Source organism: Streptococcus sp. FDAARGOS_522 (assembly GCF_003812445.1).
Taxonomy (GTDB): domain Bacteria; phylum Bacillota; class Bacilli; order Lactobacillales; family Streptococcaceae; genus Streptococcus; species Streptococcus agalactiae.
Genome location: NZ_CP033808.1, coordinates 899674 through 913123, shown reverse-complemented (window position 1 = coordinate 913123; position 13450 = coordinate 899674). Strand labels below are relative to the sequence as shown.

Genomic DNA, 13450 nt, shown 5'->3' with positions numbered 1-13450 from the left:
TTCAACAACGAAAGATGGAGGCATGATGCATGCAATTTACCTTATCTCATTCAGGGCAATCTGGTGTTCAAACAACAACGGTCTACCCGCACCAAGTGACAATCACGGATGAAACTAGTCTAAAACGTATTGCTCAGTACGACCATGTGGCAGGATTGTTTTCCAATAACACTCGATCGAACGCTAATTTCCTTAAGTCAGATGTATTAGTCATGGATATTGATAATGACCATACAGAAAATCATGATGATTGGATTACAGAGGAATACCTAAAAATACTGTTTTCGGATTACCATTTTGCTTTGGTTACAAGTCGAAACCACATGGTTCAAAAAGGCAGTAAGGTAGCAAGACCTAAATTCCATATTTATTTCCAGATCAATGAAGTCAGTGATAAAGATGCCTATGCCTTTCTAAAAGAAGAGATGACGAATCGGTATAACTTCTTTGATACGAACGCCAAAGATGCAGCACGTTTCTTTTTTGGTAATCCCAATGCACAAGTTTTATGGAATGACTCATGGCTAACTATAGATGCTGATTTATTGGATTCATCATTTGATGATGAAGAAGATTTCGATGCAGATTTCTATCAACCACCAACAGGACCAATCACAGAAGGTAGTCGGAACTCAACCATGTCGGTTTTTGCGGCGAAAATCCTTAAGCGATTAGGTGTAACAAAAGAAGCACGAGACGGCTTTGATGAACAAGCTCTCAAATGTGTTCCCCCTCTTGAGAAAGCAGAGCTTGATACCATTTGGGGCAGTGCTGTTCGCTTCTATAACAAAACCATCAAAAACTCAAAAGATTATAAATCTCCAGAAGAGTTTCAACGTGGGGAGATGCAACCAGATGATTATTCAGATATCGGAGAAGCAGGTCTTCTCGCTAGAGAGTTTGGTGACAAGATTGCCTTTACTAGGGAAACAGACTACCTCGCTTACGATGGTAAGCACTGGGTGGAAGATGAGCAGTTAGCCATGCGTCAAATTCATCAGTTCCTTGATATGCAGCTAGAAGTTGCAGTAACCAAGCTTAATAATGCCACTCAAAAACTGAAGCAATCTGGTATTCCTGAAATGCTAATCCAACAAGGTGGTAAAAAGCTAGAAAATGCGATTGAGACACCAATTCAACTGGTTGCTTATCAGGACTATAAGAAAGCATTCGAGTTTTATAAGTTTGTTATGAAATACCGTGACTATCGAAATTTATCAGCAATCGCCAAAATGGCCAAACATATGGTTCGCATGAGTGTGTCTGATTTAGATAAGAATGAACTCTTACTGAATACTCCAGAGGCGACTATTGATTTATCACAAGGCTTGTCTGGTATTAGGGAACATGATTCTGCTGATTACTTAACCAAAATGACCAATGCCTCTCCGAGTGATAAGGGAGATGGTCTGTGGCAGGAGACCCTTGCGACCTTCTTTTGTGATGATACAGATCTTATCAATTATGTTCAAGAGATTGTAGGCATGGCTGCTATTGGTAAAGTTTATCAAGAGCATATGATTATTGCCTACGGTAGCGGTGCAAACGGCAAGTCTACCTTTTGGAACACCATTGCAAGAGTTCTTGGTAACTATTCAGGAAAACTCTCGGCTGAAGCTCTGACCATGAGTGTGAGACGGAATGTCAGTCCAGAAATGGCTGAACTTAAAGGGAAACGTCTTATCATTGCTTCAGAGATGAGTGAGGGAATGCGATTGAATACAGCCATGGTTAAACAGCTCTGTTCGACAGATGAAATTTTAGCTGAGAAAAAGTACAAGGCACCTTTCCATTTTGTCCCATCACATACGCTGGTTCTTTACACTAACCACCTGCCTAAAGTAGGTGCGAACGATGATGGGATTTGGAGACGACTGATTGTCATTCCTTTTAATGCCAAAATCACTGGTCGGTCAGACATCAAAAACTTTGCGGACTACCTTTACGACGAAGCAGCACCAGCTATCATGTCTTGGATTATTGAGGGAGCAGAAAAAGCCATCAAAGCAAACTTCAAATTGATCTTGCCACAAGTAGTTGCGGACTCTGTCTCAGCTTATCGAGAAGCCAATGACTGGATGGGTCAATTCCTTGGAGATTGTTGTGAAATCGGTGACCACTTGACTGAGAAATCAGGAGAACTTTACTCTGCTTATCGAGCTCACTGTGCTCGTATCAATGAGTACACGCGCAGCACGACGGACTTTTATACAGCTTTGGCAAACGCTGGATTCACCAAGAAAAGAACTAATAAGGGTGTCATGGTAAAAGGTCTACAGTTGAAATTAGAAGATGATTTTCTTGATTAACCGTGAAAATCAGTGAAAGTTGCTTTTATCATCAGAGGGTGTTGGTGTAAGCCGTGATAGTCAAGTCACAACTTAAATCTTTGAAACACGGAGAGTTATTATTCGTTGGTAGTGAGAAGAGTTTAGACAAAACTATCACGACTTTCACGGGTCTTAAAAAGTGCAAGTCGAGAAGGTCATATACAAAAGTTGTCATAGGGGATTTCAAAGTGCAGGTTTAGTAGGTCTTTTCTATAACTTAGATATAAAGAAAATTAAAAAAAGATAAAAAGAGGTATAGGAAAGTAATGTAACTGACTAGCGTGAACTGCACTTTTCCTTTGGCGATGTTTCTGACGGAAGGATTGGGTATGCGTGAAAAAATTGTTGAACAGAAGTTAGTGAGTGAAGTGAAAAAGCGTGGTGGGGTTTGTCCCAAATGGGTGTCGCCTTCGTTTGGCGGTGTGCCAGACAGGTTGGTGTTTTTACCCAAGGGTAAGTTTGGCATGGTGGAAGTAAAAGCCCCTGGTGGAAAGCCACGTTTACTACAAGTGACAAGGCACAAGATGTTTGACGGATTGGGTTTCAAGGTACATGTGCTAGATAGTGTTGAGAAGATTGGAGAAGTGCTAGATGAAATTGAGTTTACATGATTATCAAGAAGTCACCAAGGACTTTATCATAAGGACACCTTATGCGGCAGTCATCCTAGACATGGGGATGGGAAAGACTGCCACAACCTTATCAGCCATCAACGAGCTGATGTTTGACCGTTACGAGGTCTCAAAGGTCTTGGTGATTGCGCCCCTTCGTGTCGCAAACACGGTGTGGAGTGATGAGATTGAGCAGTGGGAGGAACTAAGACACCTCCGTTATGCCAAGATTGTGGGAACACCAAAACAAAGGCGAGCTGCCCTTGAGCAAGATGCGGATATCTACATCGTCAACCGTGAAAACCTCCCCTGGCTGGTGGAACAATGTAGTCCCTATTTCAAGTGGGATATGGTAGTTATTGATGAGCTATCGTCCTTCAAGTCTTGGCAGTCCAAACGTTTCAAGGCATTCATGGTCATGCGTCCCTACATGAAGCGTGTCGTGGGATTGACTGGCACACCGAGTTCAAATGGGCTTATGGACTTGTTCGCAGAGTTCAAGGTCATTGATGGTGGCGAGCGTCTGGGGCGATTCATCGGAGAGTATCGTAGTCGCTACTTCCGTGAGGGAGCTCGCAATGGTCAGGTGGTTTATAACTACCTCCCTATGGATTATGCGGAGTGCCAAATCTATGACAAGATTGACGACATCACCATTTCCATGAAAGCTATGGATTATCTTGAGATGCCAGAACTGATTTCGACCAAGAAGGTGGTTCATCTCACTGACAAAGAAAAATCTGATTATAAGCAGTTCAAGAAAGATTACGTACTTGCAGACCTTGAGAATGGCGAGGTGACTGCTGCCAATGCGGCAAGCCTTTCAAACAAGTTGCTACAAATGGCAAATGGTGCGGTTTACTCAAACGACCATCAAGTGGTGAGCCTACATGACCAAAAACTGGATGCTCTGGAAGATATCATCGAAGCTGCCAATGGTGAGCCAGTTCTTGTGGCCTATTGGTTCAAACATGATGTTCAGCGTATTGAGGAACGTTTGGTAAAGCTCAAGGTTAAGGGCACAATCCTTAAAACTGAGGAGGATATTCGTGAGTGGAATAAAGGGAAAATTTCTGTCGGCTTATTACATCCAGCAAGTGCTGGACATGGTTTGAACTTGCAAAAGGGTGGTCATCACTTGGTATGGTTTGGTTTGATTTGGTCCTTGGAGTTGTACCAACAAACCAACGCTCGTCTGTGGCGACAAGGGCAACAAGCAGATACTGTGGTCATCCAGCACATTGTAACGCAAGGAACTATTGACGAGGAAATCCTCAAAGCACTGGAAAGCAAAGACGCCCAGCAGTCACGGCTGATTGAAGCCGTCAAAGCACAAGTAGGAGGAATGAATGGATAGAATTGAGTATTTGATGAAAAACTATAGCGATGTGAAGTTGAAGCTTGCATTGGTGGAAAATCAACTTCTAAACTTTCGTCCCATTAGCGAGGAGAGTGTGATTCAGTCATTGGTTTATGAAAAACCAGATATGGAGAGGGTAAAGACTTCTCAGATCAATTCACGTTCAGAGACTATTGCTCTCAGTTTCAGAGAAAAATTGGAAAAAGAAAACAAGGAATATTGGGATAGTTTGATGGAGTGCTATCATTTTCTAAAGACTGAACTCGAGTTCTTTGAAAGTATGGTCAACCTTATACCAGATGACTTGAAGCAGTTTTCGAAGGACTTGATTTTCAATGAGATGAGCTGGGACGATATATCTAGCCACTATGAGATTAGTCGTTCCACAATTTCTTACCGTAAACGTAAGGTGCATCAGCAACTAAAGAAATGTTATGGTTGGATGAGTAGGAGTATTGATCTTGATGAATCAGCGTTTCAAATTCCTCTTTCGAACTAATTTCGAACTGTTTTCGAACCAAATTTGTACCAAATTCGAACTGTTTTTATTTTGAGACTGTGCTATACTTAAGATGTCAAAAAAGATAAAAATTTTCCCAGTAATGATTGGATAACCTTCCGCTTGTACGGTAATATACAGCTACAAAAACAAGAGGAGAACCTATCATGAAAACGAAATTGACAAAACGCCAACAAGAAAAACTCAACGCTCTTTTAACAGCGATTGCTCAAGAAGAACTTTTGGTTGAAACCTTGGAAACACGAAAAAGTGATAACCTAGATTTCTACGATGTTTCGGTTTGGGGAGTTAAAAGAGCACTCGAGAGAGCCTACGAAGCAGGCCAACAATCAGTAAAATAAATCAAAGCCTAGCCCTCAAGGGTTGGGCTTTTTGCGTGGAGGAAAACATGATTTTTACCAGTGAACAAGTTTCAAGTGGACACCCCGACAAGCTCTGTGACCAAATCTCAGATGCTATTGTGACGAAATGTCTCAAGCATGATAAGAACAGCCGTGTGGCGGTTGAAACCTTAATCAAAGATAACCAAGTGGTTGTGGCAGGTGAAGTCTCAACCAAGCACTTATTTAACCTTGAAGGTATTGTCAAAAAGGTTCTTGAACCTTACGGTATGACAGATGTCATGGTGACGAACCTTCTTGGAGTTCAAAGCCCAGACATCGCTCAAGGTGTGGATAAGGGTGGTGCAGGTGACCAAGGGATTATGTTTGGTTATGCGACCGATGAAACACCTGAGTTCTTACCATTACCTTATGTACTTGCGACTCGAGTGCTTGAGAAACTGATGAACCTTGGTCATCCTGCCTTGGGCAAAGATGCCAAAGCTCAAGTCACATACGACTATGAAAACAAGTGTATCGAGACTTTCCTAGTGTCTATCCAACACGACGAGGAGGTTGACCTTGCCTCAGTCAAACGAATTGTCACCCAAGCTATGATGTCGGTTGCTCAACGCTACCGTCAGAACCTTGACTTCAGGGTTTTGGTTAACCCAACTGGTCGCTTTGTTCTTGGTGGCTCTTACGCTGATGCTGGTGTGACTGGTCGTAAGATTGTAGCAGATACCTACGGTGGCTTTGCCTGTCACGGTGGTGGAGCTTTCTCTGGGAAAGATCCAAGCAAGGTCGACCGTTCAGCCGCCTACATGGCACGGAAGATTGCAAAGGACTTTGTTCGTGAAGGGTATGCCAAACGCTGTGAAGTCCAGTTAGCTTATGCCATTGGGGTTGCGGAGCCTGTAGGTGTTTATGTGAACATCTTTGGGACAAGTGATTATCCTCTTGAACAACTAGTAGGAGTGGTTCGTGAACGCTATGATCTTACCCCACAAGGAATTATCAAGGAGCTGAATCTCTTGGATGTGGACTACACCAAGACCACTTGCCTTGGGCATTTCACCAAGCCTTATCTTCCTTGGGAGCAGTAAGATGCCACGTCGACCAAGCACCCCTTGCAAGCAGCATGGTTGTCCTAACCTTGTGACCTATGGAAACAAATACTGTGACGACCACAAAGCTAACTACAGCCTTGATGCCAAGTCAACTAAAGCCAAAGGTTACGATACTCGATGGAACAAGGCACGGCTTCGTTACCTCAAGTTCCATCCTCTCTGTGTTTACTGCCAAAGGAAAGGACGACTGACCAAGGCAACGGTGGTTGACCACATCACTCCCCACCGAGGTGACCAAGACCTCTTCTGGAATCCATCCAACTGGCAAGCCCTCTGTAAGTCTTGTCATGACCGAAAGACCAAGACGACTGACCGATATGTGGAGTATACTTATCGGCTCTAAATTTAGAGTTTCGTTACAAAAGTATCTAATTTTTAACCCTATGGGGGAGGGGGGATGAAATCTCTAAAACCTTGGGAGACTAAGACCGACGCCCCCTCAAAAGTGCATTTTCGCAAAATTCGTTAGGGGCATACCCAAAACAGTTAAAAAGTGCATTGAACCATTATGGTGTCAATCTTTCTAGCAGGGTAAGTATCGTTTGCCAGTGTTTGTTTTGGCCTGTTTTTGAAGGGATAAATACATGAAAAATAGAGAAATTAACCATTTTTAGTTCTTGGAGGAAAACAAATGAACGATAATCAGCGGCGAGGCATTTGGAAACTTAGGCGAGATGGATTTGGCTATGGTGCCATTGCTCAAATGTTAAACATGTCTCTTGGTTCGGTGAAGCAATATTGCCGTAGACACCCAAAGTTAAAAGGAATGGGTCAGTTTGTCAAGTATCAGCTTGATGAAGGAGAACGTTCATATTGTAAGAACTGCATGAAAAAGTTACACCATGCTGTCCAAGGCAGACCTAAAAAGTTCTGCTCAAATAGGTGTCGAGCTATCTGGTGGCGAAACCATCAAAGCCAACATGATAAAACCAAAACTGCATACGATGAATTGACTTGCCAAAACTGTGGCAGGTCTTTTTTATCCTATGCCAATCCAACAAGGAAGTTCTGCGGACACCCTTGTTACGTAGAACATCGATTTAGAAAAGGAGTAGTGCATGACAACTCAACCCAATATGGAAATTAAGGAACTCCCCCTAAGTGACTTAAAGCCGGCCTCTTATAACCCTCGAAAGAAATTGAAGAAGGGCGATAAGGAGTACGAAAAGATTAAACAGAGTCTACTCAAGTTTGGCTACGTTGACCCCATCATTGTCAATGACGATTTGACGGTCATCGGTGGTCACCAACGCCTAACGGTTCTTAAAGACCTCAAGTATGAAACCGCAAAATGCGTCATTGTCTCTCTTTCCAAGGAAGATGAAAAGGCACTGAATATTGCCCTTAATAAAATCACTGGTCAATGGGATGACCAGCTCCTCGCTGACTTGCTTTTGGACTTGCAAGAGTCTGATTTCAACCTTGATTTGACTGGGTTTGAGCCACCAGAGATTGATGACATTCTGTCCAACATCCATGACAAGGACTTGTCTGAAGACGATTTCGATGTGGATGAGGAGTTGAAGAAACCAACGGTCGCAAGACGTGGTGACATCTGGCAACTCGGAAAACACCGAGTGATTTGTGGTGACTCCACCAAATCAGAAAACTACGAGCAATTGCTGGGGGATAAGAAAGCCAATCTTATTGTGACGGATCCGCCTTATAACGTGGACGTTGAAGAGACCGCTGGAAAAATCCTCAATGACAATATGTCGGACAGGGACTTCTACCAGTTCCTTTTTGATATGTTCACTCAAGTGGAAAGTCATATGGAAGCCGATGCGTCTATCTATGTTTTCCATGCAAACACGGAAGGTCTGAATTTCCGGAAGGCTTTTAAGGACGCTGGTTTCTATTTAAGTGGGAGTTGCATTTGGAAGAAGAACTCACTGGTTCTCGGACGTAGTCCTTACCAATGGCAACACGAACCCTGTCTCTTTGGTTGGAAACAAAAGGGAAAACACCAGTGGTTCAGCGACCGTAAGCAGACAACTATCTGGGAATACGACCGTCCTAAGTCTAGTAAAGACCACCCAACCATGAAGCCTATTCAGCTTATGGCTTATCCTATTCAAAACTCATCCATGCGAGGAACGCTTGTTTTTGATCCATTTCTTGGTTCAGGGTCAACCCTCATGGCAGCAGACCAGACTGGTCGAGTTTGTTATGGGATTGAGCTTGATGAAAAGTTTGTGGATGTCATTGTCAAACGCTACATGGAGTCAACTAGTAATAGAGATGTGTCGGTACTCCGAAACGGTGAGACTTTGAGCTATGACCAAGCCTTAGAAGTAATGGAGGAACACTCATGACCCTAACCTTTCTTGATTTCTTTGCAGGAGTGGGTGGCTTTCGTCGTGGGTTGGAGTTGGCAGGGATGACCTGTCTTGGCTACTGTGAAAAGGACAAGTTTGCACGAAAGTCCTACGAAGCAATGTATGATACAGAAGGAGAATGGTTTCATGACGACATCACAAGCATTGACCCCACACGACTTCCAAAAGCAGATTTATGGACTGCGGGAAGCCCTTGTCAAAATGTGTCTATCGCAGGAAAGCGAGCAGGCTTATACGGTGAGCGAAGTGGACTCTTTTTTACATTTGTTGACCTCCTCCAGAGCCAAAAAGAAGAAGATAAACCCGAGTGGGTACTCCTTGAAAATGTTAAGGGACTTCTATCAAGTGGCGGAGGACGAGATTATCTCGACTATCTCTCTATCCTGGACCAAGCAGGGTATGACCTCGAATGGCAAGTGTTCAACTCAAAAGATTACGGAGTTCCCCAAAACCGAGAACGCATCTATACTCTCGGACATCTTAGAAGCCGGGGTCGACGACAAGTATTACCTCTCAGCGGAGAAAGCGGTAGCCATCTTAAGCAACTTATAGGTGGTATGCAGAGCTACCGAGTCTACGACCCTAGTGGCATTGCCACAACCCTTGTTGGTGAGGGTGGAGGACTGGGAGCTAAGACAGGTCTTTATCTGATTGACCAGTCTTTGACTGAATCAAAGCTAACTGATGAAGCACGGTGTATCACCGCTCGCTACACGGCAGGTGCTACAAAGAGAACTGCCATGAACTCTGGTGTCCTTGAAGTCCAACCCATTCTAACACCAGACAGGGTAATAAAACGGCAAAATGGCAGACGGCTTAAGGAACAGGATGAGCCGATGTTTACTCTTACCTCTCAAGACCGACATGGTGTTCTTGAGGGTATCAAGGTCAGAAATGGCACAAAGCAGGGCTACCAAGTGGCAGAACTTGGAGATTCAGTTGATCTTTCCTATCCAGGCTCACAAACGAGACGAGCTAAGGTTGGGAAAGGCATCGCCCACAATCTATCTTGTGGTGGACGGATGGGAGCTGTGGTTTGGAATGGTCGAGTCGTAAAAATCAGACGCTTGACTCCACGAGAGTGCTTCAGGCTCCAAGGCTTTTCAGATGACTTATTTGACAAAGCTCAGGCTGTCAACTCTGATGCCCAGCTCTACAAACAAGCTGGTAATGGCGTGACGGTAACGGTGGTTTATACTATTGGGAAGGCCATTTTATCTGCTTAGACTAGTAGCTAATCACTGGATATAAGGTGAACCTTACGGTAATATGCTGTTACCAAAAGACAAAGGAAGTCAAAACGATGACAAAAAATGAGTTCAACGAAATTATTGATAGCTGCTTTATTCACCTAACTGTAATGAAACAACATTACACTAAGCCGAGAAATTATTCACTAGATGTGATTGAATAAGGAAATCTTGACCAAATTAATGATTTATTGAATGATATTACAAATGGTATCGAACTTGGTGGGTTTAACGAACTGGAAGCCCGCTATATTTACGAAGACACCGAAGTGTTATGGGCCGAGGTATCTCAAACCTTTGTGAGATAAGGAGAAGCAAATGGATGATAAAACCCTTGAACGGTTAAGAAAAACATACCCAACTGGTACTCGAGTTCGTTTAGTGCATATGGACGCCCCTTACAGTGTTCCAATAGGTATGCTAGGAACAGTAGAAGATGTGGATGATATTGGATCGCTAATCGTTTCTTGGGACAATGGGCAGAGCTTAAACGTGTTGCATGGTATTGATAGGGTGGTTATTGTAGAACCAAATAGGCATGATTTTATAAGAAGTATTTATTGCTATTTAAGAGCTGGGCACAATGAATTTGTTTTTGATAGTGGTGATATTCCTGTACAGTTAACCCACGAAGAAGTCATCACTCTTATGACTAGTACGCATCCGCAAACTGAAATTGATATCTACATTGATGAATGTAATCATTTTAATCTTAAGCCGACAACTGTCTTGACGAAAGAAGAAATAGAAAAGGCAATACAAGAATAGACAAGGTTTCGCTAAGAAGCCTTTTTCTTGTGCCAAAAAGGGGGTGAGACCGTGGCAGTTAGAGGGCGAAAACCAAAGCCTACAAATTTGAAAATACTTGAAGGAAACCCTGGGAAACGACCTCTACCTACTAACGAGGTTAAACCCAAACAGAAAGCCCCACGTTGCCCACAGTGGCTCGAAGACGATGCCAAGAAGGAATGGAAGCGGATGGGCAAAATCCTCGAACAGATAGGGATATTAACGGAGATGGATATGACAGCCTTCGCAGGCTATTGCCAAGCCTATGCCCGTTGGAAGGAAGCCGAAGAGTTTCTCTCTAAACATGGGTCTATCATCAAGACTCCAAATGGTTATCTCCAACAAGTGCCACAGGTATCTATCAGCCAGACCAATCTGAAAATCATGCTTAAGTTCTGTGAGCAGTTTGGTCTGACACCATCAGCTCGTAATCGCTTGGCGACCATGGACGCAGAGGTTGGCACTGGTGATGAGATGGAGGATTTATTAGGAGGTGTTTTATGACCTATCACTACGAACCGAGTCCCTTTATGCTTCCGACTTCTCGTTACGACAAGGCAAAGGCAGATAGAGCAGTGACCTTTATTAATAACCTATCTCATACCAAGGGGAAGTGGGCTGGGAAGAAATTTGATTTGTTGCCGTGGCAGGAACAGATAGTTCGTGACCTCTTTGGGATTGTTAAGGAAGATGGCAATCGTCAATTTCTGACAGCCTATATCGAGATTCCAAAGAAAAACGGAAAGTCTGAACTGGCCGCTGCTATTGCTCTTTACCTTCTTTATGCAGATAATGAAGCCAGTGCGGAAGTTTATGGTGCAGCATGCGACCGTAATCAAGCCTCGATTGTTTTTGATGTCGCAAAACAGATGGTTCAGATGAGTCGTCCGCTAGAGAAACGTTCCAAGATTATGGCAGCAACCAAGCGGATAGTGAATTATTCCAATGCTGGATTTTACCAAGTCCTCTCAGCTGAGACAGGAACCAAACACGGACTCAACGTGTCAGGTCTTGTCTTTGATGAAATCCATGCCCAACCCAATCGCCATCTCTATGATGTTTTAACCAAGGGTTCTGGTGATGCCAGGGAACAACCCCTCTTTTTCATCATCACAACAGCTGGAACGGTTAAAAACTCCATCTGTTATGAACTCCACACCAAGGCACTTGACATTCTTAAAGGTCGAAAGAAGGACACGTCCTTTTATCCAGTGGTTTATGGATTGTCTGATGAAGATGATTGGAATGACGAAGCCAACTGGCTAAAAGCCAATCCCTCACTTGGTCATACCATTGGGATTGACCGTGTTCGTGAAGCCTACCAACAGGCTCTTGATAACCCAGCTGAAGAGAATGTCTTTAAGCAACTCCGTCTCAACATGTGGACGAGTTCCCATGTGGCTTGGATTCCTGAACATGTCTATGCGAAAGGCAATGCCCCCATCGACTATGAAGCTCTAAAAGGTCGTGACTGTTACGCAGGGCTTGACTTATCGAGCACCTCAGATATCACCGCCTTTGTCTTAGTCTTTCCGCCACGACATAGCGAGGAGAACTACATCATCCTGCCTTTCTTTTGGTTACCAGAAGATACCTTGGAATTGAGGTGTCGTCGTGACCACGTCCTTTATGATGTTTGGAAAAGGCAGGGTTACATCAAGACAACGGAAGGGAATGTTGTTCACTATGGATTCATTGAAGCCTTTATCGAACAACTCTCTGAAACCTACCACATCAAAGAGATTGCTTATGACCGTTGGAATGCGACGCAGATGGTTCAGAACCTTGAAGGCATAGGCTTAACCATGGTGCCCTTTGGACAAGGCTATAAGGATATGAGTCCACCGTCCAAGGAACTCTACAAGCTCATGATGGAAGGGAAAATCCAACACGGTGGTCATCCTGTTCTAAAATGGATGGGACAAAACGTGGTCATGCGACAAGATCCTGCTGGCAACATCAAGCCAGACAAAGAAAAATCCGTTGAGAAGATTGACGGTATTGTGGCTCTTATCATGGGACTTGACCGTTGCATTCGCCACCAGGATGATGAAACGAGTGTCTATGATGAGCGAGGACTTTTGAGTTTTTAGGATAAAAACAACCTAAATAGGTTGAATGTATCCTAAAAAGTGATAAAATAGAGTAAAGGAGGAAATAGCTATGCAAATTAATATTGAAAACTTAGTCTCTATTTCTGAAGCGAATCAAAACTTCTCTAAAGTAGCCCGCATGGTCGATGCTAACGGTACTGCAGTCATTTTGAAAAATAACACACCAAAGTACGTTTTAGTAGATTACCAAAGTCTGATTAAAGAGGAGCAAGATACACCAGTAGTTGTTGAACAAACAACATTGGATGAGGTTGCGACTTCAGTATTATCACGTCATCTTGATGCATTTAAGGAATTGGCCAAATGAGAATACTAACTGTTGAGCAAGTTATTGAACTGCACAGTAGGTTAATTCAAGCTACTGGCGGTTTAGATGGCGTCAGAGATGCTGGTCTAGTAGAATCATCTTTATCTTCAGCTTTTAGTTCTTATTTTGGTATTGAAAAATATCCAAGTATAGAAGAAAAAGCTGCTAGACTTTGTTATTCATTGGTTAATAATCATGCCTTCCTTGATGGTAACAAGCGTATTGGAGTTTATGTCATGATTATTTTCCTCGAATTAAATGGTATCGTTTTAAATCAGACTGATGAAGAAATTGTTAAGCTAGGTCTTGGGGTTGCTGCGTCAGAATTAGATTATAACGCAATCTTGGAGTATATCAGGAACCATTAATTAATAGTTAAG

Annotated in this window: 15 protein-coding genes and 1 pseudogene; all 16 read left to right on the top strand. The window is 43.2% G+C overall.

Annotated elements, in window-relative coordinates; genetic code table 11:
• The first annotated feature begins 29 nt into the window (after positions 1–29).
• The 16 genes and pseudogenes from EGX70_RS04475 to EGX70_RS04400 all read left to right on the top strand — a co-directional run bounded on the left by EGX70_RS04475 (position 30) and on the right by EGX70_RS04400 (position 13438).
• Entirely contained in the window at positions 30–2309 is a 2280-nt protein-coding gene (locus EGX70_RS04475; RefSeq protein ID WP_001160916.1) for a phage/plasmid primase, P4 family, read from the top strand.
• Positions 2310–2659: 350 nt separating this feature from the next.
• Complete coding sequence (locus EGX70_RS04470; RefSeq protein ID WP_001208304.1) at positions 2660–2941, top strand: VRR-NUC domain-containing protein; 282 nt, start codon at positions 2660–2662, stop codon at positions 2939–2941.
• Positions 2922–4298 carry a DEAD/DEAH box helicase gene (locus tag EGX70_RS04465; RefSeq protein WP_000777509.1) on the top strand — a complete coding sequence of 459 codons (1377 nt, stop codon included), beginning with the start codon at positions 2922–2924 and terminating at the stop codon, positions 4296–4298. The genes EGX70_RS04470 and EGX70_RS04465 overlap by 20 nt, the downstream gene beginning before the upstream one ends.
• Positions 4291–4800, top strand: coding sequence for a hypothetical protein (locus EGX70_RS04460; RefSeq protein WP_000373917.1), 510 nt, complete (start codon positions 4291–4293; stop codon positions 4798–4800). Before EGX70_RS04465 ends, EGX70_RS04460 begins: the two co-directional genes overlap by 8 nt.
• 179 nt (positions 4801–4979) lie before the next feature.
• On the top strand, positions 4980–5162 hold the full coding sequence (locus EGX70_RS04455) for a hypothetical protein (RefSeq protein WP_000166942.1): 183 nt from the start codon (positions 4980–4982) through the stop codon (positions 5160–5162).
• A gap of 47 nt (positions 5163–5209) precedes the next feature.
• Positions 5210–6247 carry a methionine adenosyltransferase gene (gene metK, locus EGX70_RS04450; protein ID WP_000578149.1) on the top strand — a complete coding sequence of 346 codons (1038 nt, stop codon included), beginning with the start codon at positions 5210–5212 and terminating at the stop codon, positions 6245–6247.
• A 1-nt stretch (position 6248) separates the two neighbouring features.
• A complete protein-coding gene (locus tag EGX70_RS04445) occupies positions 6249–6614 on the top strand; it encodes an HNH endonuclease (protein WP_001138025.1) in 366 nt (121 codons plus the stop codon).
• A 288-nt stretch (positions 6615–6902) separates the two neighbouring features.
• Positions 6903–7358 (top strand): hypothetical protein, encoded by a 456-nt coding sequence (locus tag EGX70_RS04440; RefSeq protein ID WP_000999418.1) that lies wholly within the window; start codon positions 6903–6905, stop codon positions 7356–7358.
• Positions 7330–8586 (top strand): site-specific DNA-methyltransferase, encoded by a 1257-nt coding sequence (locus EGX70_RS04435; protein WP_000211619.1) that lies wholly within the window; start codon positions 7330–7332, stop codon positions 8584–8586. Before EGX70_RS04440 ends, EGX70_RS04435 begins: the two co-directional genes overlap by 29 nt.
• Complete coding sequence (locus EGX70_RS04430) at positions 8583–9836, top strand: DNA cytosine methyltransferase (protein WP_000176353.1); 1254 nt, start codon at positions 8583–8585, stop codon at positions 9834–9836. The genes EGX70_RS04435 and EGX70_RS04430 overlap by 4 nt, the downstream gene beginning before the upstream one ends.
• Positions 9837–9913: 77 nt before the next feature.
• Positions 9914–10168, top strand: a pseudogene (locus EGX70_RS11285) (hypothetical protein).
• Positions 10169–10178: 10 nt separating this feature from the next.
• Positions 10179–10628, top strand: a complete 450-nt coding sequence (locus EGX70_RS04420) for a DUF4314 domain-containing protein (RefSeq protein WP_000342208.1) — start codon at positions 10179–10181, stop codon at positions 10626–10628.
• Between the two features lie 51 nt (positions 10629–10679).
• Entirely contained in the window at positions 10680–11153 is a 474-nt protein-coding gene (locus EGX70_RS04415) for a phage terminase small subunit P27 family (protein WP_000290862.1), read from the top strand.
• Positions 11150–12742, top strand: coding sequence for a terminase large subunit (locus EGX70_RS04410; protein ID WP_000220988.1), 1593 nt, complete (start codon positions 11150–11152; stop codon positions 12740–12742). Before EGX70_RS04415 ends, EGX70_RS04410 begins: the two co-directional genes overlap by 4 nt.
• 70 nt (positions 12743–12812) lie before the next feature.
• On the top strand, positions 12813–13070 hold the full coding sequence (locus EGX70_RS04405; RefSeq protein ID WP_001166641.1) for a type II toxin-antitoxin system Phd/YefM family antitoxin: 258 nt from the start codon (positions 12813–12815) through the stop codon (positions 13068–13070).
• Positions 13067–13438, top strand: a complete 372-nt coding sequence (locus EGX70_RS04400) for a type II toxin-antitoxin system death-on-curing family toxin (protein WP_001221830.1) — start codon at positions 13067–13069, stop codon at positions 13436–13438. Before EGX70_RS04405 ends, EGX70_RS04400 begins: the two co-directional genes overlap by 4 nt.
• The last annotated feature ends 12 nt before the right edge of the window (positions 13439–13450 follow it).

What these genes read in the sequence shown, in the direction of transcription:
- metK (WP_000578149.1), top strand. Translation starts at nt 5,210, where the DNA reads ATGATTTTTACCAGTGAACAAGTTTCAAGTGGACACCCCGACAAGCTC.
- EGX70_RS04410 (WP_000220988.1), top strand. Translation starts at nt 11,150, where the DNA reads ATGACCTATCACTACGAACCGAGTCCCTTTATGCTTCCGACTTCTCGT.
- EGX70_RS04460 (WP_000373917.1), top strand. Translation starts at nt 4,291, where the DNA reads ATGGATAGAATTGAGTATTTGATGAAAAACTATAGCGATGTGAAGTTG.
- EGX70_RS04420 (WP_000342208.1), top strand. Translation starts at nt 10,179, where the DNA reads ATGGATGATAAAACCCTTGAACGGTTAAGAAAAACATACCCAACTGGT.
- EGX70_RS04445 (WP_001138025.1), top strand. Translation starts at nt 6,249, where the DNA reads ATGCCACGTCGACCAAGCACCCCTTGCAAGCAGCATGGTTGTCCTAAC.
- EGX70_RS04465 (WP_000777509.1), top strand. Translation starts at nt 2,922, where the DNA reads ATGAAATTGAGTTTACATGATTATCAAGAAGTCACCAAGGACTTTATC.
- EGX70_RS04470 (WP_001208304.1), top strand. Translation starts at nt 2,660, where the DNA reads ATGCGTGAAAAAATTGTTGAACAGAAGTTAGTGAGTGAAGTGAAAAAG.
- EGX70_RS04475 (WP_001160916.1), top strand. Translation starts at nt 30, where the DNA reads ATGCAATTTACCTTATCTCATTCAGGGCAATCTGGTGTTCAAACAACA.
- EGX70_RS04400 (WP_001221830.1), top strand. Translation starts at nt 13,067, where the DNA reads ATGAGAATACTAACTGTTGAGCAAGTTATTGAACTGCACAGTAGGTTA.
- EGX70_RS04440 (WP_000999418.1), top strand. Translation starts at nt 6,903, where the DNA reads ATGAACGATAATCAGCGGCGAGGCATTTGGAAACTTAGGCGAGATGGA.
- EGX70_RS04435 (WP_000211619.1), top strand. Translation starts at nt 7,330, where the DNA reads ATGACAACTCAACCCAATATGGAAATTAAGGAACTCCCCCTAAGTGAC.
- EGX70_RS04405 (WP_001166641.1), top strand. Translation starts at nt 12,813, where the DNA reads ATGCAAATTAATATTGAAAACTTAGTCTCTATTTCTGAAGCGAATCAA.
- EGX70_RS04430 (WP_000176353.1), top strand. Translation starts at nt 8,583, where the DNA reads ATGACCCTAACCTTTCTTGATTTCTTTGCAGGAGTGGGTGGCTTTCGT.